Source organism: Tenacibaculum sp. TB-56, assembly GCF_059716275.2.
In genome coordinates this window covers 2,281,456-2,300,621 of record NZ_CM201367.1, presented here as the reverse complement: position 1 = coordinate 2,300,621, position 19,166 = coordinate 2,281,456, and the positions used below count along the sequence as shown (strand labels likewise).

Annotated in this window: 20 protein-coding genes and 1 pseudogene; 5 read left to right on the top strand and 16 right to left on the bottom strand. The window is 33.2% G+C overall.

Annotated features, from left to right (window positions below; genetic code table 11):
• Window positions 1–63: 63 nt before the first annotated feature.
• On the bottom strand, window positions 64–771 hold the full coding sequence (locus tag AC3VI6_RS11120; protein WP_497706225.1) for a toxin-antitoxin system YwqK family antitoxin: 708 nt from the start codon (window positions 769–771) through the stop codon (window positions 64–66).
• A gap of 45 nt (window positions 772–816) precedes the next feature.
• On the opposite strand from AC3VI6_RS11120, the gene AC3VI6_RS11115 reads away from it, so the two are divergent.
• Window positions 817–1,395: an adenylosuccinate lyase gene (locus AC3VI6_RS11115; RefSeq protein WP_497706224.1), complete on the top strand. Its 579-nt coding sequence runs from the start codon at window positions 817–819 to the stop codon at window positions 1,393–1,395.
• Between the two features lie 2 nt (window positions 1,396–1,397).
• Here the strand turns inward: AC3VI6_RS11115 and AC3VI6_RS11110 are convergent, their stop codons facing one another.
• Together AC3VI6_RS11110 and AC3VI6_RS11105 are read right to left on the bottom strand one after the other, a co-directional pair.
• Window positions 1,398–2,231: a sterol desaturase family protein gene (locus AC3VI6_RS11110; protein ID WP_497706223.1), complete on the bottom strand. Its 834-nt coding sequence runs from the start codon at window positions 2,229–2,231 to the stop codon at window positions 1,398–1,400.
• Window positions 2,232–2,287: 56 nt separating this feature from the next.
• Window positions 2,288–2,785: a YkgJ family cysteine cluster protein gene (locus AC3VI6_RS11105; protein WP_299002587.1), complete on the bottom strand. Its 498-nt coding sequence runs from the start codon at window positions 2,783–2,785 to the stop codon at window positions 2,288–2,290.
• Window positions 2,786–2,907: 122 nt separating this feature from the next.
• On the opposite strand from AC3VI6_RS11105, the pseudogene argS reads away from it, so the two are divergent.
• The 3 genes and pseudogenes from argS (at window position 2,908) to AC3VI6_RS11090 (ending at window position 6,947) form a co-directional block, all read left to right on the top strand.
• Window positions 2,908–4,681: pseudogene (argS, locus tag AC3VI6_RS11100) on the top strand (arginine--tRNA ligase).
• A 324-nt stretch (window positions 4,682–5,005) separates the two neighbouring features.
• Window positions 5,006–6,394: a dihydrolipoyl dehydrogenase gene (gene lpdA / locus AC3VI6_RS11095; RefSeq protein ID WP_497706222.1), complete on the top strand. Its 1,389-nt coding sequence runs from the start codon at window positions 5,006–5,008 to the stop codon at window positions 6,392–6,394.
• Between the two features lie 97 nt (window positions 6,395–6,491).
• Window positions 6,492–6,947: a hypothetical protein gene (locus AC3VI6_RS11090; RefSeq protein WP_497706221.1), complete on the top strand. Its 456-nt coding sequence runs from the start codon at window positions 6,492–6,494 to the stop codon at window positions 6,945–6,947.
• Window positions 6,948–7,311: 364 nt separating this feature from the next.
• On the opposite strand, the gene ettA is transcribed toward AC3VI6_RS11090, so the two are convergent.
• The 11 genes from ettA to AC3VI6_RS11035 form a co-directional block, all read right to left on the bottom strand.
• Window positions 7,312–9,003 carry an energy-dependent translational throttle protein EttA gene (gene ettA, locus AC3VI6_RS11085; protein WP_299002582.1) on the bottom strand — a complete coding sequence of 564 codons (1,692 nt, stop codon included), beginning with the start codon at window positions 9,001–9,003 and terminating at the stop codon, window positions 7,312–7,314.
• Between the two features lie 33 nt (window positions 9,004–9,036).
• Window positions 9,037–9,435, bottom strand: coding sequence for a four helix bundle protein (locus AC3VI6_RS11080; protein ID WP_497706220.1), 399 nt, complete (start codon window positions 9,433–9,435; stop codon window positions 9,037–9,039).
• 77 nt (window positions 9,436–9,512) lie between these two features.
• The gene (locus AC3VI6_RS11075; RefSeq protein WP_231517298.1) at window positions 9,513–9,689 is read right to left on the bottom strand and encodes a CAL67264 family membrane protein; all 177 of its coding nucleotides are present in this window, start codon (window positions 9,687–9,689) and stop codon (window positions 9,513–9,515) included.
• Between the two features lie 137 nt (window positions 9,690–9,826).
• Complete coding sequence (locus tag AC3VI6_RS11070) at window positions 9,827–11,851, bottom strand: oxidoreductase (protein ID WP_497706219.1); 2,025 nt, start codon at window positions 11,849–11,851, stop codon at window positions 9,827–9,829.
• A gap of 101 nt (window positions 11,852–11,952) precedes the next feature.
• A complete protein-coding gene (locus tag AC3VI6_RS11065; RefSeq protein WP_497706218.1) occupies window positions 11,953–12,255 on the bottom strand; it encodes a phosphoribosylpyrophosphate synthetase in 303 nt (100 codons plus the stop codon).
• 89 nt (window positions 12,256–12,344) lie between these two features.
• On the bottom strand, window positions 12,345–12,785 hold the full coding sequence (locus tag AC3VI6_RS11060) for a MarR family winged helix-turn-helix transcriptional regulator (RefSeq protein ID WP_497706217.1): 441 nt from the start codon (window positions 12,783–12,785) through the stop codon (window positions 12,345–12,347).
• A 65-nt stretch (window positions 12,786–12,850) separates the two neighbouring features.
• A complete protein-coding gene (locus AC3VI6_RS11055; protein WP_497706216.1) occupies window positions 12,851–13,099 on the bottom strand; it encodes a glutaredoxin family protein in 249 nt (82 codons plus the stop codon).
• Between the two features lie 119 nt (window positions 13,100–13,218).
• Window positions 13,219–13,650, bottom strand: coding sequence for a (4Fe-4S)-binding protein (locus AC3VI6_RS11050; protein WP_497706215.1), 432 nt, complete (start codon window positions 13,648–13,650; stop codon window positions 13,219–13,221).
• An 18-nt stretch (window positions 13,651–13,668) separates the two neighbouring features.
• The gene (locus AC3VI6_RS11045; protein ID WP_497706214.1) at window positions 13,669–14,199 is read right to left on the bottom strand and encodes an NADPH-dependent FMN reductase; all 531 of its coding nucleotides are present in this window, start codon (window positions 14,197–14,199) and stop codon (window positions 13,669–13,671) included.
• Complete coding sequence (locus AC3VI6_RS11040) at window positions 14,200–14,610, bottom strand: OsmC family protein (RefSeq protein ID WP_497706213.1); 411 nt, start codon at window positions 14,608–14,610, stop codon at window positions 14,200–14,202.
• Window positions 14,610–14,960, bottom strand: coding sequence for a DoxX family protein (locus tag AC3VI6_RS11035; protein ID WP_274633507.1), 351 nt, complete (start codon window positions 14,958–14,960; stop codon window positions 14,610–14,612). Before AC3VI6_RS11035 ends, AC3VI6_RS11040 begins: the two co-directional genes overlap by 1 nt.
• A gap of 127 nt (window positions 14,961–15,087) precedes the next feature.
• On the opposite strand from AC3VI6_RS11035, the gene AC3VI6_RS11030 reads away from it, so the two are divergent.
• Window positions 15,088–15,555, top strand: coding sequence for a GNAT family N-acetyltransferase (locus AC3VI6_RS11030; RefSeq protein WP_497706212.1), 468 nt, complete (start codon window positions 15,088–15,090; stop codon window positions 15,553–15,555).
• Between the two features lie 179 nt (window positions 15,556–15,734).
• Here AC3VI6_RS11030 and AC3VI6_RS11025 read toward each other — a convergent pair whose 3' ends face one another.
• Window positions 15,735–17,357, bottom strand: a complete 1,623-nt coding sequence (locus tag AC3VI6_RS11025) for an isocitrate lyase (RefSeq protein WP_497706211.1) — start codon at window positions 17,355–17,357, stop codon at window positions 15,735–15,737.
• 123 nt (window positions 17,358–17,480) lie between these two features.
• Window positions 17,481–19,076: a malate synthase A gene (aceB, locus tag AC3VI6_RS11020; protein ID WP_497706210.1), complete on the bottom strand. Its 1,596-nt coding sequence runs from the start codon at window positions 19,074–19,076 to the stop codon at window positions 17,481–17,483.
• Window positions 19,077–19,166 lie beyond the last annotated feature (90 nt).

Genomic DNA, 19,166 nt, shown 5'->3' with positions numbered 1-19,166 from the left:
AAGTATACCTGAGTCCATCATCATATATTATAAACTTAATTTTGTATTTACTATCTCTAGCTGTTAATTTTTGGGTATTGAATGTACGGTTCTTTTTCTTTTATCGGTAACGACTTCTCCATCCATATAAAACTCCCATTTACCGTCTCTTTTTCCGTTTTTATACATCCCTTTTTCTTTTAGGTTTCCTTTTAAATCGTAATATTTTCCTTCACCTTCAAGTTTTCCTTCTACATAATTTACCTCCTCAATCATAATACCTGAATCGGTAAATATTTTAGACATTCCGCTTTTTTTTCCTTCTTCATAATAGGTTTCTTCGGTTAGTTTTCCGTTTCTGTAATAATTTTTTACTACTCCATCTAACTTACCATCCACATATTCTTCTTCTGAAAATAATTTTCCATCAGTAAAATAATACGTCCATTTACCTACTCGCTTTTTCCCTATCATCCAGCCTTCTGTTTTCACTTTTCCTTTTGGTGTGAAAAATTGAACAAAAGCACTATCAGATTTTGTTGAAAACTCTTTAGTCATAGACGGAACTCCATAAGAATTTGGTTCATAAAACTTAAAAGTTCCTATTTCTTTACCGTTTTTGAACTGTCCTGTATATCGAACATCGTTTTTATCTTCGTCATAATATTTTTTCCAAACTCCATCTCTCTTCCCGTTAGCATCTAACTGATTTATTTTTTGTGCTTGCGCAGTGCTTATAAAAAATGCTGACAATAGAAGTGCTGTTGAAAATATCCTGTTTATATTTATCATGCTATTATTTCTTTTACAATTCAAATTTACATAAACCATACCAATATGAATGCTGATTTTTTAATTTCTGTTTTAAATGATGTTGATACTGCTGCTAGAATAAACAGAGAAAAAGCTTCAAATATTTTATTACAAAACCCAATACTTGTAAAAAACTTAGTAGAATTTACTTTTGATATCGATAATAAACTATCTATCAAAGCTGCTTGGGTATTGGAGTGGATTTGTACCCACCACGGAATAGAGCATATTCTTCCTTATTTAGAAATTTTTACTCAAAACATTTCCAAAGTACATTTTGATAGTGCTATAAGACCTTGTGCTAAAATTTGTGAACACATAGCTATTGCATATACTTCTAAAACAGCAAATAAAGCTCAGCAACAACTCACCCAAAAACATATAGATTTAATTATTGAAACTGGATTTGACTGGTTAATTACCAATCAGAAAATAGCAGTTAAAGCTTATACCATGAATACTTTATACTTATTTGGTTTACAAAAAGATTGGGTGCATCCTGAACTGGAACATGTTATTCGTACTAAAGTGATTCATGAAAGTAAAGGTTGTGCTGCGAGAGGTAAAAAGGTTTTAGTTTTTATTGAAAAGAGTAAATCTTAATCTTACTCATTCAAATTCGTAGGTTTTCTGTACCCTTGAAAAGGTTGCTTTAATAGCTCTTTTAAACTAGAGTTTTTTTCTTCATCAGGAAATGTATCGACTCCATACACTATTTTTTCTCTATCTAACTCCATGTACGTTCCTAATAAACGATCCCAAATAGAAAAAATATTTCCATAGTTAGAATCGGTATAGGGTAATAAGTTATGGTGATGCACTTTGTGCATATCTGGTGATACAATTACATAACTTAATACTTTATCTAATTTTTTAGGCATCTTAATATTAGCATGTGTTAATTGCGTAAATACCAAAGACATTGATTGATATAACATAATGATACCTATTGGGGTTCCGACTAAAAAAACGCCTAGTAAAGTAAATGTAAAACGGATAACACTCTCTATCGGGTGATGTCTATTCGCTGTGGTAGTGTCTACCTTATGATCTGAATGATGTACCAAGTGTACCATCCACAAAGGTTTTACTTTATGCTCTACCAAATGTGCCAAATAAGCTCCGAAGAAATCTAAAAACAATACGCCTAATAACACATACAACCACAATGGCATTTCTGGCAACCAATTAATCAATCCAAAATCAGTTGCTTGTACCCAATCGGCAGTTTTTAGTAATAAAAAAGCCAAAACGAAATTGACAATTACCGTAGTTGCAGTAAAAAATAGATTAGGCCATGCATGCTTCCATTTATTATATTTAAAATTGAATAACGGTACAGCTCCTTCTAGTAGCCAAAAAAAAGCAATTCCACCTACTAAAATAATACTTCTATGACTAGAAGGAATGGTTTCAAAATAGTGTATAAGGGTTTCCACAATGATATATTTTCTCTAAAAATAGAAAAAATATATGATTTCCTTCTCTTCAATCCCTACTGAGGCAACCTTTTTTTAAGTTCTTCTACAATCCTATAAGTAGCAGGACAAACCTCTGTGTTTTTAATCGTTAAATCAGCTAACTGAATAAATTTTTTACGATTGGTATGTGGGTATTCTGAGCAGGCTTTCGGACGTACATCATAAATAAAACAAGTATTATCAGACTCGTCTAAAAAAGTACAAGGAGCAGATTGTAATACCATAAAATTGTCTTCATCTCTTCTTAAATACTGCTTAGTAAAATCAACCACCTTCATTTTTAAGTGCTTTGCAATGCGCTCTATATCTTTTTCTGTAAAAATAGGTGATGTCGTTTTACAACAATTAGCACATGCTAAACAATCAGTACGCTCAAATTCTTCATCATGCAACTCTTGCATTAATAAATCTAAACGTTTTGGTGTACGCTTTTTTAACTTTTGAAAATACTTCTTATTTTCTTGTAAAGCGTCATTCGCTAATTTCGATAAGTTTTCTAGGTCTTTATCCATACCGCAAAGGTACAAAAGCAGTATTGAAGTCTGCTATAGAAGTGCTTCAAAAAATCATGAGTGAAATCGTGGGAATAAAAAATTAAAAACACTAATTTTGTCCGATAATCTAAAAAGAACCAATGAATATTCAATCGTTAATTGAAGCGAAAGTAAAAGAAGGATTTTTAGCCTTGTATAATGTAGAAATTCCAAATGTAGAATTTCAAGCAACCCGTAAAGATTTTGAAGGAGACGTTACTGTTGTTGTCTTCCCATTGCTACGGTACAAAAAAGGAAACCCTGTTCAAATTGGTGAAGATTTAGGTAAATACTTAGTTGAAAACATCAACGAAATTACTAGCTACAATGTAGTTAAAGGTTTTTTAAACTTAGTAGTTGATGATTCTTTCTATGTAAACTTTTTTAATCAAATAGCTACTGATGCAACTTATGGCTTCGTAAAAGAAGACGAAACAGATGCACGTATGGTAGAGTACTCATCTCCTAACACGAACAAACCTTTGCACTTAGGACATGTTCGTAATGTATTGTTAGGATATTCGGTTGCTGAGATTTTAAAAGCTGCTGGACATAAAGTTTACAAAACACAAATTATCAACGATCGTGGTATCCATATTTGTAAGTCAATGTTGGCTTGGAAAAAATTTGGAAAAGGAGAAACTCCTGAATCAACCGGGTCAAAAGGAGATAAATTAGTTGGTAATTACTACGTAAAATTCGATCAAGAGTATAAAAAAGAAATTTCTGAGTTAGTTGCTAAAGGAATTTCTGAAGACGATGCTAAAAAACAAGCCCCTTTATTTGTTGAAGCTCAAGAAATGCTTCGTAAATGGGAAGCTGGAGATAAGGAAGTAGTTACTCTTTGGGAAATGATGAACGGATGGGTATACAAAGGTTTCGACGTTACTTATGAAAACATCGGAGTTAACTTTGACAAATTATACTACGAAAGTAACACCTATTTATTAGGAAAAGATATTATTGAAGAAGGATTACTAAATGGTGTTTTCTTCAAAAAAGAAGATGGTTCTGTTTGGTGTGATTTAACCGACGAAGGGTTAGATGAAAAACTAGTATTACGTTCAGACGGAACTGCAGTATATATGACCCAAGATATTGGTACAGCTGTACAACGCTCTAAAGATTTCCCTGATGTAAACGGAATGGTATATACCGTAGGTAACGAACAAGATTATCACTTTAAAGTATTGTTTTTAATCTTACAAAAACTGGGATATTCTTGGGCGAAACAATTATTCCACTTAAGTTACGGAATGGTGGATTTACCTTCTGGGAAAATGAAATCTCGTGAAGGAACTGTTGTTGATGCCGATGATTTAATGGATGAAATGACGAATACAGCTCGTGAAATTTCACAAGAATTAGGAAAGTTAGAAGGCTACTCTACTGAAGAAAAAGAGGAATTATATAAAACTATCGGATTAGGAGCTTTAAAATACTTTATTTTAAAAGTTGACCCTAAAAAGAGAATTTTGTTTGATCCGCAAGCATCGGTTGATTTCCAAGGAAATACAGGCACCTTTTGTTCAGTATACCTATGCAAGAATTCAATCAATCTTACGTAAAGCTAACTTTGATTATTCTTCTTCGGTATCAGTAGAATTACACGAGAAAGAGAAAGAATTAATCAAGCAATTAGAATTGTACCCTGAAGTAATTCAGCAAGCGGCGAGTAATTATTCACCAGCTGTGATAGCTAATTACACTTATGATTTGGTAAAAGAGTTCAACTCATTCTATCAAAACGTATCTATTTTAGGAGAAGAAAATCAAGATAAAAAAGTATTTAGAGTTCAGTTATCTAAAAAAGTAGCTGATACCATAAAATCTGCATTCAAATTATTAGGAATTCAGGTTCCTGAAAGAATGTAGTAATCAATGAAGCAATGATTTAATGAGTTAATGATTTAATGAGGTAATGAGAAAGTTAACTACTGATAAAGTTCATTAATGGCTTGCGTTAGGGATTGAACGGTTTGTTTGAGCTCTTTTTCTTTGGTTGTTGAGCGTAGTCGAAACACCAATTAAAAAAAGCGAGTAGTGAAAGCCCGCTCGAACGCCCTAATTCATAAAAAAATTAAAAGGTTGAACGATTAAAAAATTCAATCGAAAAAATAAAAACAACTAAAAGATTGAATGATTCTGTAATTAAAATGAGCTTTAATCTTTTAATTTTAAATCTTTAAATAACGAAACATGAAATACGACGTACTAATAATCGGAAGTGGTCCTGGAGGTTATGTAACTGCAATTAGAGCATCTCAATTAGGGTTTAAAACCGCTGTAGTAGAGAAAGAAAACTTAGGTGGAATTTGCTTAAACTGGGGGTGTATTCCTACCAAAGCTTTATTAAAATCTGCTCAAGTGTATGATTATTTAAAACATGTTGATGAGTACGGTTTAAAAGCAGAAGCTATCGATAAAGATTTCGAAGCTGTGATTAAACGTAGTCGTGGTGTTGCTGAAGGAATGAGCAAAGGTGTTCAGTTCTTAATGAAGAAAAATAAAATTGATATCATCGACGGATTTGGTAAAGTGAAAGCTGGAAAAAAAGTAGATGTTACTGATAAAGATGGTAAAGTAACTGAGTATTCTGCAGACAATATTATCATTGCTACTGGAGCTCGTTCTCGTGAGTTACCGAGTTTACCTCAAGACGGTAAAAAAGTAATTGGTTACCGTGAAGCGATGAGCTTACCAACACAACCAAAATCGATGATTGTAGTAGGTTCGGGTGCTATTGGTGTTGAGTTTGCTCACTTTTATAACTCAATGGGAACTGATGTAACTGTGGTTGAATTTATGCCAAATATTGTTCCTGTAGAAGACAAAGATGTTTCTAAACAAATGGAGCGTTCTTTCAAGAAAGCGGGAATTAAAGTAATGACTAGTTCTTCTGTTGAGTCTGTTGACACTTCTGGTGATGGAGTAAAAGCAACTGTAAAAACTAAAAAAGGAGAAGAAATTTTAGAAGCAGACATCGTATTATCTGCTGTTGGAATTAAAACAAATATTGAAAACATCGGTTTAGAAGATGTTGGAATTATTACTGATAGAGATAAAATCTTAGTAAACGACTGGTATCAAACGAACATCCCAGGATACTATGCGATTGGAGATGTAACTCCTGGTTCAGCATTAGCACACGTTGCTTCTGCGGAAGGAATTACTTGTGTAGAAAAAATCGCTGGTTTACATACTGAAGCTATTGACTATGGAAATATTCCTGGTTGTACCTATGCTACTCCTGAAATTGCTTCTGTTGGTTTAACAGAAGAGCAAGCAAAGGAAAAAGGTTACGAATTAAAAGTTGGTAAATTCCCATTCTCTGCCTCTGGTAAAGCAAAAGCAGCGGGTACTCCTGACGGATTTGTAAAAGTTATTTTCGATGCTAAATACGGTGAATGGTTAGGATGCCACATGATTGGTGCTGGTGTAACTGATATGATTGCTGAAGCTGTATTAGGTCGTAAACTAGAAACTACTGGTCACGAAGTATTAAAAGCTATCCACCCTCACCCAACAATGAGTGAAGCGGTTATGGAAGCTGTAGCTGATGCTTATGATGAAGTAATTCACTTATAAAATATAGATTTCAGATTATTCAATTTCTAAATTTTAGAAAACACATAAAGATTGACAAACCTCACCAAAATGGTGAGGTTTTTTTTATATTTGAAATATGAAAAAAATATTCACACTATTCGTTTTATTATGCTGTTTTTATTCTTGTAAAACAGAGGAAAAGAAAGCACCTGTAAACCCGTTAACAGTTCCTTTTAACGAACGTCCAACTCCTCAACTTCCAAATGCTAACAATAGTACTGTTAATATTATTGGAGGAGCACATTATATATGTCCTAAAAAATGTGAAGGAGGTACATCAAGTATACAAGGCACCGCTTGTCCTGTTTGTAAAACTCCTCTTGCGCATAACCAAGCGTTTCACAATTCTCAAAACACGAACTCAAACACACCAATATCGACACCTATAGCTCCAACTACTTCTAGTGGACCAAATGCTTCTGGACAATATCATTATACCTGTGCTAATGGTTGTGCTGGTGGTGGAGATGCTGCTGGAAAATGTAACAGTTGTAATGGGGATTTAGCTCATAACGCTGCTTATCATCAGTAAAAAAGGAAGTACATAACTAGAGGACTATTTAATCTCCATTTATTTATCAGGTTTAAATATTAGGTTCTCAACCTTAAGATATACAAAGCTCACCAATTGGTGAGCTTTTGTTATTTTAATAATTACATTTTTAAAAAACCTTAATTAAAACCATTATAAATTACAGTTAAAGCAATAATTAAACAAAAAGAATAGATTTTCGGAATGATTATTGTTAAATTTTAAAACATTAACACAATACCATTACTATGAAAAACTATCTACAAAACAGTTTAACATTGGGGGGATAATTGTTATAGAAAATGAAAAAACTCGAAGCTGCTAACTTCGAGTTTTGTTTTATCTAATTTATGATAACTAATTATTATCTAATTAACTTCTTGTATTTGATACGTTTTGGCATTAAATCACCTCCTAAACGTTTCTTTTTGTTCTCTTCATAATCAGAGAAAGAACCTTCAAAGAAATACACTTGGCTATCTCCTTCAAAAGCTAAAATATGTGTACAAATACGATCTAAGAACCAACGATCGTGACTAATTACTACGGCACATCCTGCAAAATTTTCTAAACCTTCTTCTAACGCTCGTAAGGTATTTACATCTAAATCGTTTGTTGGCTCATCTAATAAAAGTACGTTTCCTTCTTCCTTTAACGTCATTGCTAAATGTAAGCGGTTACGCTCTCCCCCTGATAATGTAGATACTTTTTTATTTTGCTCATTTCCTGAGAAATTAAAACGACTTAAGTATGCTCTAGAATTTACTTGCTTTCCTCCCATCATTACTAAATCCTGACCTTCTGAGAAGTTTTCCCAAATAGTTTTTTCAGGATCAATATTTGAATGCGACTGATCTACATAGGCTATTTTAGCTGTTTCTCCAACAGAAAAGTTTCCAGCATCAGGAGTTTCTTCTCCCATGATCATTCTGAAAATAGTAGTTTTACCTGCTCCGTTCGGACCAATAATTCCAACAATTCCTGCTTGTGGAAGATTGAACTCTAAGTTTTCGTATAATAATTTATCTCCATATGCTTTAGAAACACCTGTAGCTTCTATTACATTGGTTCCCAAACGTGGACCATTCGGAATGTAGATTTCTAATTTTTCTTCCGTTTGCTTTTGGTCTTGGCTCATTAACTTTTCATAGTTCTTCAAACGTGCTTTTTGTTTAGTTTGACGACCTTTTGCTCCTTGACGAACCCATTCTAACTCTCGTTCTAGGGTCTTTTGACGCTTAGAAGCAGTTTTACTTTCTTGTGCTAAACGTTGAGATTTTTGATCTAACCAAGAAGAGTAGTTTCCTTTCCAAGGAATACCTTCACCTCTATCCAATTCTAAAATCCATCCTGCAACGTTATCTAAGAAATAACGGTCGTGCGTTACCGCAATTACCGTTCCTTTATATTGTGCTAAATGATGCTCTAACCAGTGTACCGACTCAGCATCTAAGTGGTTGGTAGGCTCATCTAACAATAAAATTTCTGGTTCTTGTAATAACAAACGACATAAAGCAACACGACGACGCTCTCCACCTGATAATACTCCGATCTTTTTGTCTCCTTCCGGCGTACGTAACGCATCCATAGCTATTTCTAACTTGGTATCTAATTCCCAAGCGTTAGAAGCGTCAATCTTATCTTGTAACTCCGCTTGACGCGCCATTAACTTATCCATTTTATCTGGATCAGAATACACTTCTTCTAATCCAAACATGTCGTTTATTTTGTTATACTCATCCAAGATAGCAACCGTTTCTGCTACTCCTTCTTTAACAACCTCTAAAACAGTTTTTTCTTCATCTAATTGCGGTTCTTGCTCTAAGTATCCAACCTTATATCCTGGAGAAAAAGTAACATCTCCCTGATAGTTCTTTTCTACCCCAGCAATAATCTTTAACAAGGTAGATTTACCCGAACCATTTAAACCTAAAATACCAATCTTAGCCCCATAAAAGAAACTTAAATAGATATCTTTTAAAACTTGTTTTCCTGTACTTTGGTAGGTCTTAGAGACCTTATTCATTGAAAAAATGACTTTTTTATCGTCGCTCATTTGTTTTGTTGTTTATAATTTATTGTTTGTGGTTTAGGGTTTTCTGTTGAATTTTTGTCCTCTGATATCTGAATTTCTTAGATAATACATGAAAGCTCCTATTTTATTCTTTTCAATTTCACACATTTCAGATAATTTTTCAAATTGTTCTTTTGTAATCAATTTTTTATCAAAAGCTCTATAAGTTTGAGATTTTAGTTCTCCTGCAGAACCTTTAGCATAACTTAAAAAGTTATGAAATTCACGATTTCCATCTCTATCAAAACCTTCTGCTATATTATCCATTATTGAACCCGAACTTCTTTCTATCTGATCTTTCAAGCTATGATTCTTTGATAAATTAGATTTTTGAAAAAGTTCTTCAACATATTGACAAATTAACCTTCCTCTTTGCCAAACTTCTAAATCTTCAAACTTTTCAATCTTTCCCATAATTTAGTTTTATAGCTTTATTATTTTGAAATTTAGCAAGAACGTATTAACAAAAAACTACAAACCATAAACTTATTTTAAACTCTACCTTTTAGGGCATTAAACACCCATGCATTTGCAAAAAAACCTAAACCTACAGCACCAAAGCCATATCCAGCTATTTCATCATACTTGAATATTGCTAATCCAATAAGTAATATTCCCATTAAAATCATTATAAGCGTTGCCCAACCTAGGACAGTGTTTTTGTTCATTGCCATAATTTACTTTTTTCAAAAAAATTGTGAGCCACAAATATCGGTAATTATTTACACTTATTCATGTTTATAATACGCATAAAAAAAGTCCTGCGAAAGCAAGACTTTTTTAGTGATTTTAAATTTATATAAAGCTAAATTTCAGCAGCTAATCTACTTCCTTGATTTATCGCTCTCTTTGCATCTAATTCTGCTGCTAGGTCTGCTCCACCTATTACATGTACTTTCATTCCTTTTGCTTGTAAAGGCTCTAACAATTCTTTAAACGGAACCTGACCTGCACAAATAATTACATTATCTACTGGTAATACTTTTTGCTCTTTGTTTTGTGTATAGTGTAAGCCCTCATCATCAATTTTTGTGTATTGTACTTCATTAATAAACTGTACTTTTTTCTTTTTTAATACAGAGCGATGAATCCATCCTGTAGTTTTTCCTAAGTTACCACCAAACTTTCCTGAACTACGTTTAAACATAAATATTTCTCTAGGAGAAGGATGAATTTTAGGTATTACACCTTCTATTCCTGCACGTGCTGCTAACTTTTTATCAATTCCCCATTCTTCTAACCATGCATCTATATTTTGAGAAGTACTTTCTCCTTCGTGGGCTAAGTATTCTGAAACGTCAAAACCAATTCCTCCTGCTCCAATAACTGCAACACGTTTACCAACGGGTTTCTTTAATTTTACAACATCTATATAACTCAATACTTTTTCGTGATCGATTCCTTCAATTCTAGGAGTTCTTGGCGTAATTCCAGTAGCTAGAATAACCTCATCAAAATTTGCATTGTATAAATCTTCAGCAGTAACTCGTGTGTTTAACTTTACATTTACGTTGTGTAATTCTAGCTGCTTGTTAAAATATCTAATTGTTTCGTAAAATTCTTCTTTCCCTGGAATTTGCTTAGCAATATTGAATTGCCCTCCGGTTTCTGAATCAGCATCAAACAAAGTTACTTGATGTCCTCTTTGTGCTGCTACAGTTGAAGCTGCTAACCCTGCTGAACCTGCTCCTACTACTGCTATTTTTTTCTTTTTTGAAGTCGGATTATAGTTCAATTCCGTTTCATGACATGCTCTTGGATTTACTAAACAGCTTGCCACTTTCTTCTGAAAAGCATGATCTAAACAAGCTTGGTTACAAGCTATACAAGTATTTATTTCATCTACTCTTTCTTCTTTTGCTTTGTTTACCCATTCTGGATCCGCTAAAAATGGACGAGCCATAGAAATTATATCTGCATGACCTTCTGCTAACACTTTTTCAGCAGTTTCTGGCATGTTAATTCTGTTGGAAGTAACTAATGGAATAGATAACTCCTCTTTCATTTTTTTGGTAACCCAAGTAAATGCTGCTCTAGGAACCGATGTTGCTATAGTTGGTATTCTCGCTTCATGCCAACCAATGCCTGTATTGATAATAGTAGCCCCTGCTTTTTCTATTTCTTTTCCTAATTGTACTACTTCTTCCCAAGAACTTCCTTGCTCAACCAAATCTAACATTGACAAACGATAGATGATGATAAAATTTCCACCTACTGCTTCTCTAATTTTACGTACCAATTCAACAGCTAAACGGATTCTATTTTCATATTCTCCTCCGTACTCATCAGTTCTTTTATTGGTTCTTGTAACAATAAATTGATTGATTAAATAACCTTCAGACCCCATGATTTCTACTCCATCATACCCTGCTTCTTGCGATAACTTCGCGCAGTTAACAAAATCTTTTACTGTTCTTCGTATTCCTGATTGTTTTAACGCAAATGGTTTAAACGGTGTGATTGGCGATTGAATTTTTGAAGGAGCTACATTAAACGGATGATATCCATAGCGACCTGAATGCAAAATTTGCATACATATTTTCCCGCCTTCTTTATGCACTGCTTCTGTGATTACTTTATGCTCACGTGCATGTTTTTTCGTACTCATACGAGCAGAAAAAGGTGCTGTCCACCCCTGAATATTAGGCGAAATTCCTCCTGTAACAATCAACCCTACTCCACCTTTAGCACGTTCAGCATAATAAGCAGCAATACGCTCTATTCCGTTTTTTTCTTCCTCTAAACCTGTATGCATAGACCCCATTAAGATTCTATTCTTCAAGGTTGTAAATCCTAAATCTAAAGGTTCAAAAATATGTTTGTACTTCATTTTTCTAGTATTAAAATATTATGCATGCATAATAAATGGCAAGATACGATTTTTTAGAAAACAAAAAACTCGAAGTTTACATCTTCGAGGTCTATATTTTATTATCTACTAAAATGGAGTTTTTGAATCATTTCAGAAGAAAGAGAATCTGAATACATTCCGTAAGCATCAACTAAAACACCTTTAATTCCTTGTGAAGTTTCAATAGCATATACAACCGAATTATCACCTGCACTACTCATACCTTCAAAACGATATACTTCAACGACTTCAAAAACTTCTGGTGAATAAACTTCTTTGGTTGTTTTACTTTCTATTTGTGTATAAGTGAGGTTAAAATCATGCGTAAAGCCTCTTTTTTGTAAATCATTTAAGGCTTCTGAAAGTGTGTCGTATGTGTACATAATTGTAATCTTTTAAACTCACTTTTAAAGATACAACTTTTAAATTACAACCTCAATTATAGCCATAAAAAAGGAGTAAAAAACGGTGGTTACTGTCTTATTTTATCTAACAAATTACTAAGCTGTGTTGCTTCCTCTTCCGTAAGGTTATCAACAAAATCTAAATGTAAATTTTTATCAATTTCTTCCAACAACTCCTCACCTTTCTTAGTTATATTTATGTAAACTACTCTTCTATCATGTTCGCAACGCACGCGATTAATTAAGCCTTTTTCATAAAGTTTATCCATTAATCTTGTAGCGTTTGGCGCGCGTTCAATCATTCTATCCTTAATTGTTTGCACTTTAATTGCTTCTTTAGCTCCTCTTAAAATACGTAGGATATTAAATTGTTGCGAAGAGATACTGTATTGTTTAAAAAACTCATTCTCTTTACTACTTACCCAATTCGCAGTGTATTTTATATTGATAAACGCTTTAATTCTATCATTTGGAAATTTGGAATTGATGTCTTTTGAAATATCGCCCATAGCTTTGGTTATTGGCTGTTTGCTCTTAGCTGTTAATTAATAACAAATGTGCTAGCTACTGCTAACTACCCTCTTAATTTTAAATCTTGCATTAATTTGTTAAACGTATCTGATGTTGGTGTTAAGTACACTTCATCATCAATAAATAAGGTTGGATACTTTACTTGCCCTTCATACAACTCTTTACTATGCTCTCTAGCTTCTTCATCTGTAGATACATCTTTGTATACAAAAGGTACTTCTGCAGAATTTAAAAAGTTCTTATAAGCTACAGTATGCGCATGTCCTTTTCTTCCGTATAAAACTATCTTCATTTTAATCTCCTTTCTTTTTTGCAAAAATACAACAACCCTTAATTATTTACCAAGGAAAATAAATCTATTTCAAATAATTAAATGGAATATTTTTTACTATACTTTTTCTATTGGGAGTATTATCCTTTAAATTCAACTTTTACATGAGCTCCATCACAATAGGGTTTATTTTGAGAAGCACCGCACCTACAAAAGGCTGTTGTTTTACTTTTCTTTTCAACCTTTCCATCAGAATTGGTAACATGTAATGTTCCGTAAATTAATAACGGGCCATCTTCTAAGGCTTCTACTTTTGTTTCAGTATGTGCAGCTGCTTGACTTCCTTCCTTTCTAGACATACAGGATAGTGCTCCTGACGGGCATTCTTCTACTTGCTTTTTTATCTTATCTGTAGAAGCTCCGTCCATATTGACCCAAGGTTTACTCTGCGGATTGAATACTTGTATTAATCCTTTCCAACATTTTTTAGAATGGATACACTTATTGGGTTGCCAAACTACAGTAATATCATCATTACTGTACTTTTTAATAATTTCTTTAGCTCCTGACATGACTTTATGTTTTAAGAATTATACCTCTTTCTCGAAAGTCTTCACTGCTCTTATCAAATCTTCATTAAATTCCTCATTTACAACACTTCCGTCTTTAAAGTTATCATAAAATTTTGGTAAAGAAAAATCGGTTATGATATTTGCTCCCATGTGCGGAAATCCGTTTTTAGCAATCGCCATAGAAGAAGCTCCTCCTCTTCCCCCAGGTGATGTAGATAACAGCAACATTGGTTTGTTATTCCAAAGTTTTTGCTCTATGCGCGACATCCAGTCTACAATATTCTTAAAAGCCACGGTAAAATTTCCGTTATGTTCAGCTAATGATAACATAATACCATCAGCGTCTTTAATCTTGTTTAAAAAGATTATTACATTCGCAGGAAATCCATTCTCCATTTCTTCATCAACCCCATAAATTGGCAGTGGGTAATCATTCAAATCTAAAACTTCTACCTCAAAGTCATTTAATAAAATAGAGGCATATACCACCAATTGTTTGTTTATGGATTTTTTGCTGTTACTACCTGCAAATGCAATAATTTTCTTCATTTAAGTCGTTATTTTTGAATTAATTTCTGTTTCTCCTTTTACCATTTTAGCTACAGGACATTTACCTGCTATTTCTAACAACTTGGTACGTTGTTCTTCTGTAACTTCTTTTTCAAAAGAAATTTCTTCAATCAATGATTTTTTTATTCCTTCGGGAGTTAGTTGTTCTTTTTGACTCACATTTACCGTGATTTTTCCTAAATCCCAACCTTTACGCTCTGCATACATACGCAAAGTGATAGAAACACAACCACCTATTGCAGTTAATAAATATTCTACTGGAGTTGGTCCGTTATCATCTCCACCTTTATCTAAAGGTTCATCAATAACAGCAAAATGATTTCTCATTTTGCCTTCTGCTAAGTAATTTCGGTCAGTTAAAGTAACTGTTGCTGTTGGATTGTTGCTCATTATATTTTTTTACTATAAATATATGAAACTATTAATAGAATCATAGCAATTATAGCTCCCATTTGCTCACCATCTCCAATCATAAAATGAGCAAAAAATGCCAAAATAAACGCAAAGAAATACCCTGCATACGCCCATTCATTTAAAAACTTACCTCTAAAAAACCATAGCGCTACCAATCCTAACAATTTAACTACTGCATACGGGTAAATAATGTAAGTTGGATACCCAAATGCTTCAAACATTTTAGCTACTTCTTCATAATTAAAAAAGTACATTCCTGACGAGAAAAACATTAACAAGGTTAATAAACTGGTAGCTACATAAAAAATAATTTTGTCTTTTTTCATTTTGTTTGTTTTTAAATTCTTTACAAATGTATGAAAAACAACCAAATATATACCATGGAATATAAAAACACGGTAATTAATTGGTTTTTAAATTATCTTTATATATTTATAGGAATAAACTAAACTGATGGAAATAATTGATTATAAAGAAGAATACGCTTCAAGTTTTTACAATTTGAATATTGAATGGCTACGAACTTTTTTCTACGTAGAACCTTACGATGAAGAAGTTTTAAGCAATCCTAATAAATACATCATTGATAAAGGCGGATATATTTTCTTTGCCAAATTAAATAATGAAATTGTAGGCACAGTTGCCTTAATGCCTATGAGTGAACCAAATGTTTATGAGCTAACAAAAATGGCTGTTTCACCTAATCATAGAGGACACAAAATAGGACAGAAACTGATGCAACACTGCATTAATTTTGCTCAAAAAAACGACTTTGACAAGCTTGTTTTATATTCAAACACTGTTTTAGAAAATGCTATTTATATCTATAAAAAATATGGTTTTGCAGAAATTGCTGTAGAAGAAAATTGTCCGTACGAACGATGTAATATTAAAATGGAGCTAAAAACAAAACTCCCTTAAAAGTAAGAGAGTAAACTTCAAAATAAAATTTACAACTGCTAATTATAAGTTTATAACTTTTTTATTTTTTAGCACTTGATAAAATTTCCCGTTATGCAAACAAACAACTGAAACAAACTAAACATAAACGGGAAATTTACAGACAACTAAAATTATTTATACACTAACTATTAAAGTATTTATGCTACCTCTTCTACAACTTCTTTATTTTTTGAAGAAGTTTCAAACTGATTAGATGTATTCTTTTCTCCTCCTGCTTTTAAAGCATTTTCTCCTGCAAAAAATGTTTTATGATCATCTCCTAAATCAGAACCTGCCATTCGTTGATGCTTTACACACGACACTCCTTTTCTAATTTCTTGTCGTTGTACTCCTCTTACATAGGCTAACATTCCTTCATTACCAAAATAACCTTCGGTTAAATCGTTCATGTGTAATGCTGTTGTATGATAGGTTGGTAACGTAATTAAATGATGGAAAATTCCTGCTTCTCTTGCACTATCTATTTGGAAAGTACGGATTTTCTCATCAGCCCTATGACACAATTCTGTTCCGTCGTAAGCTGCATTCATTAAATTGTTTCTGTCGTATCCCGTCATATTTTCTCCTTCTGCAACCATTTCATCATATGCTTGATTACGGAAATTCAACGTCCAGTTAAACGATGGCGAATTGTTATACACCAACTTTGCATTAGGAACTACTTCTCGTACTCTATTTACCATATGTGCAATTTGGCCTACATGAGGTGTTGGCGTTTCAATCCATAATAAATCAGCTCCGTTTTGTAAACTAGTAATACAATCTAGCACTACCCTATCAATATTCGTTCCTTCTCTAAACTTATACAAACCATTAGCCAAACGTACAGGACGCACTAGCTTTCCATCACGTTTTAATAATACATCATCTTCTTTTGCTTCATCAATTGTAATTTCTTCAGCTTCTACAAATGCTAAATATTGAGAAGCTAAATCTCCTGGCTCTTGACTTACTGGTAATTTTTGAGTTAATCCTGCTCCTTCCGAATCGGTTCTAGCAACAATAACCCCATCTTCTACTCCCAATTCTAAAAAAGCATATCGAATCGCGTTTAACTTCGCTATAAAATCTTCGTGTGGCACTGTTACTTTTCCATCTTGATGTCCGCATTGTTTGGCATCAGAAACTTGGTTTTCTATCTGGATAGCACAAGCACCCGCTTGAATCATTTTTTTAGCTAACAAATAAGTAGCTTCTTCATTTCCAAAACCAGCATCAATATCAGCTATGATAGGTACCACATGTGTTTCAAAATTATCGATTTCGTCTTGCACATCTTCTCCGTTTTCTAATCTTCTAAATAAATCATTTAACTCAACTGCATCCGCTTGACGTAAAAAGTCATAAATTTCTTCAATCAAAGCTGGAACCACTGTCTTTTCATGCATCGATTGGTCTGGTAACGGTCCGAATTCAGAGCGTAATGCAGCAACCATCCATCCTGAAAGATATAAATATCGTTTACTCGTTGTTTTGTGATGTTTTTTTACCGCAATCATTTTTTGTTGCGCTACAAATCCGTGCCAACATCCTAAAGATTGTGTATAATTAGACGAATCTGCATCGTAATCTGCCATATCTTTTCGCATGATAGCAGCAGTATATCTAGCGATATCTAAACCTGTTTTAAAACGGTTTTGCGCCACCATTCTAGCAGCATTTTCAGGAGAAACTGAGTTCCAAGTTGCTCCGTACTTTTTCTTTAATTCTTTTACAGTTTGTAAAGCAGAACTATAATTAGCGTGTGCTAAATTTTTCATAATTTTGTAATTGATAAGGTTATTAATTTTTATTGATAGCTTGCCCTCTTAAATGTTGCCGCATTTTTGGGGGCTTTTTCTCGATAATCGAGATTTAAATATTTTAAGTTTAATTGCTTTTCTCTACAAATATTTATATGCTGGTAGGGTTAAAAACTCAACAAATTCTTTATTTAAAATTAACTCATCAAATAATTGAACCGCTAATTCAAACTTTCCTTTGCTGTACCTATCTTTACCTACATAACTTTTTATTTTTTTGAGTTCTTCTTTTTTGAATTGCTCATACATTCCTTCTGTGAATGTTCGACCATCTTCTAACAACTCATTATTCTGTAACCACAACCACACTTGTGTTCTAGAAATTTCGGCAGTTGCTGCGTCTTCCATTAAATTATATAAAGCTGCTGCTCCCTGCCCCATCAACCAAGATTCTATATACAAAATACCTACATTGATATTTTCTCTAATTCCTTCTTCTGTAATAGTTCCCAATGGTTGTTGTACCAAAGCTTCTTCTGTTATATGAACATCTTCTCTTAATTTATCTATCTGATTAGGTGTTTTCATGTGTGCATCGAACACTTCCATCGCCAACGACACCAATCCAGGATGCGCCACCCAAGTGCCATCATGCCCATTCATTACTTCTCTCTGCTTTCCTGTTCTTACTTTATCAAAAGCTACTTTGTTGGCTGCTTCATCATTCTTAACGGGGATTTGTGCTGCCATTCCGCCCATGGCATGTACTCCACGTTTATGACAAGTTTGAATAACACGTAACGAATAGGCTTCCATAAATGGGGTTTCCATCGTTATTTGTGCTCTGTTTGGCACAAAAAAGTTGGTATGATTCCTGAACTTTTTAATATATGAGAAGATATAATCCCAACGCCCACAGTTTAAACCTGCCATGTGATCTTTTAACTCATAAATAATTTCATCTAACTGAAAACTTGCCGTAATCGTTTCAATCAATACCGTTGCTTTAATAGTTTTTTGAGGAACTCCAATATAGTCTTGTGCAAATACAAAAACATCATTCCACCATCGAGCTTCTTTATAATGTTCTAGTTTAGGTAGGTAAAAATAAGTAGCACTTCCTTTCGCTAACAAATTTTTGATGTTATGAAAGAAGAACAAACCGAAATCTACCAGAGAACCAGACATTTCTACACCTTCTACCAACAAATGTTTTTCGTTTAAATGCAAACCTCTTGGGCGTACTAATAACGTAGCTACTTTCTCATTTAATTTATACGTTTTATTTTTTGACGCATTGTAAAATGAAATTGTTTTGTTTACAGCATCTCTTAAATTTACTTGTCCATCTAAAATATTCTGAATCGTAGGTGCATTACTATCTTCAAAATCTGCCATAAACATTTTTGCCCCTGAATTCAAAGCATTGATAACCATTTTTCGATCCACAGGTTCAGTAATCTCTACCCTTCTATCTAATAAATCTTCTGGTAACTCAGCACAAACCCAATTACTTTCTCTTATTTCTTTGGTTTCAGAAGGAAAAGAAGGAAAGTTTCCAGCATCAAAATACGCTTGTTCTATTTCTCTTTCTTCTAATAACTGGAGTCTTTGCTGATTGAATTTTTCGTGTAGTTGTATCAAAAATGCTTTTGCTTCTTCTGTCAAAACACTTTCATACTTACTAGCATCAAAACCTATACATTGAACTTCTTTTACTAAAACATCTTGATTCATCCTATTTTATTTTTATTAATTGATACTTCAATATTAAAAAAAAGAACCGAAACAAAAAAGCGAACGTTCGCTAAAAATATAAATTTTACT

Excerpts from the sequence above, each read along its gene's own strand:
- AC3VI6_RS11105 (WP_299002587.1), bottom strand. The coding sequence starts at position 2,785 with ATGGATAAAGACCTAGAAAACTTATCGAAATTAGCGAATGACGCTTTA.
- AC3VI6_RS11070 (WP_497706219.1), bottom strand. The coding sequence starts at position 11,851 with ATGAAGTACAAACATATTTTTGAACCTTTAGATTTAGGATTTACAACC.
- AC3VI6_RS11065 (WP_497706218.1), bottom strand. The coding sequence starts at position 12,255 with ATGTACACATACGACACACTTTCAGAAGCCTTAAATGATTTACAAAAA.
- AC3VI6_RS11050 (WP_497706215.1), bottom strand. The coding sequence starts at position 13,650 with ATGTCAGGAGCTAAAGAAATTATTAAAAAGTACAGTAATGATGATATT.
- lpdA (WP_497706222.1), top strand. The coding sequence starts at position 5,006 with ATGAAATACGACGTACTAATAATCGGAAGTGGTCCTGGAGGTTATGTA.
- AC3VI6_RS11115 (WP_497706224.1), top strand. The coding sequence starts at position 817 with ATGAATGCTGATTTTTTAATTTCTGTTTTAAATGATGTTGATACTGCT.
- AC3VI6_RS11060 (WP_497706217.1), bottom strand. The coding sequence starts at position 12,785 with ATGGGCGATATTTCAAAAGACATCAATTCCAAATTTCCAAATGATAGA.
- AC3VI6_RS11120 (WP_497706225.1), bottom strand. The coding sequence starts at position 771 with ATGATAAATATAAACAGGATATTTTCAACAGCACTTCTATTGTCAGCA.
- AC3VI6_RS11035 (WP_274633507.1), bottom strand. The coding sequence starts at position 14,960 with ATGAAAAAAGACAAAATTATTTTTTATGTAGCTACCAGTTTATTAACC.
- AC3VI6_RS11045 (WP_497706214.1), bottom strand. The coding sequence starts at position 14,199 with ATGAAGAAAATTATTGCATTTGCAGGTAGTAACAGCAAAAAATCCATA.
- aceB (WP_497706210.1), bottom strand. The coding sequence starts at position 19,076 with ATGAATCAAGATGTTTTAGTAAAAGAAGTTCAATGTATAGGTTTTGAT.
- AC3VI6_RS11090 (WP_497706221.1), top strand. The coding sequence starts at position 6,492 with ATGAAAAAAATATTCACACTATTCGTTTTATTATGCTGTTTTTATTCT.
- AC3VI6_RS11075 (WP_231517298.1), bottom strand. The coding sequence starts at position 9,689 with ATGAACAAAAACACTGTCCTAGGTTGGGCAACGCTTATAATGATTTTA.
- AC3VI6_RS11080 (WP_497706220.1), bottom strand. The coding sequence starts at position 9,435 with ATGGGAAAGATTGAAAAGTTTGAAGATTTAGAAGTTTGGCAAAGAGGA.
- AC3VI6_RS11030 (WP_497706212.1), top strand. The coding sequence starts at position 15,088 with ATGGAAATAATTGATTATAAAGAAGAATACGCTTCAAGTTTTTACAAT.
- AC3VI6_RS11040 (WP_497706213.1), bottom strand. The coding sequence starts at position 14,610 with ATGAGCAACAATCCAACAGCAACAGTTACTTTAACTGACCGAAATTAC.
- AC3VI6_RS11055 (WP_497706216.1), bottom strand. The coding sequence starts at position 13,099 with ATGAAGATAGTTTTATACGGAAGAAAAGGACATGCGCATACTGTAGCT.
- AC3VI6_RS11025 (WP_497706211.1), bottom strand. The coding sequence starts at position 17,357 with ATGAAAAATTTAGCACACGCTAATTATAGTTCTGCTTTACAAACTGTA.
- ettA (WP_299002582.1), bottom strand. The coding sequence starts at position 9,003 with ATGAGCGACGATAAAAAAGTCATTTTTTCAATGAATAAGGTCTCTAAG.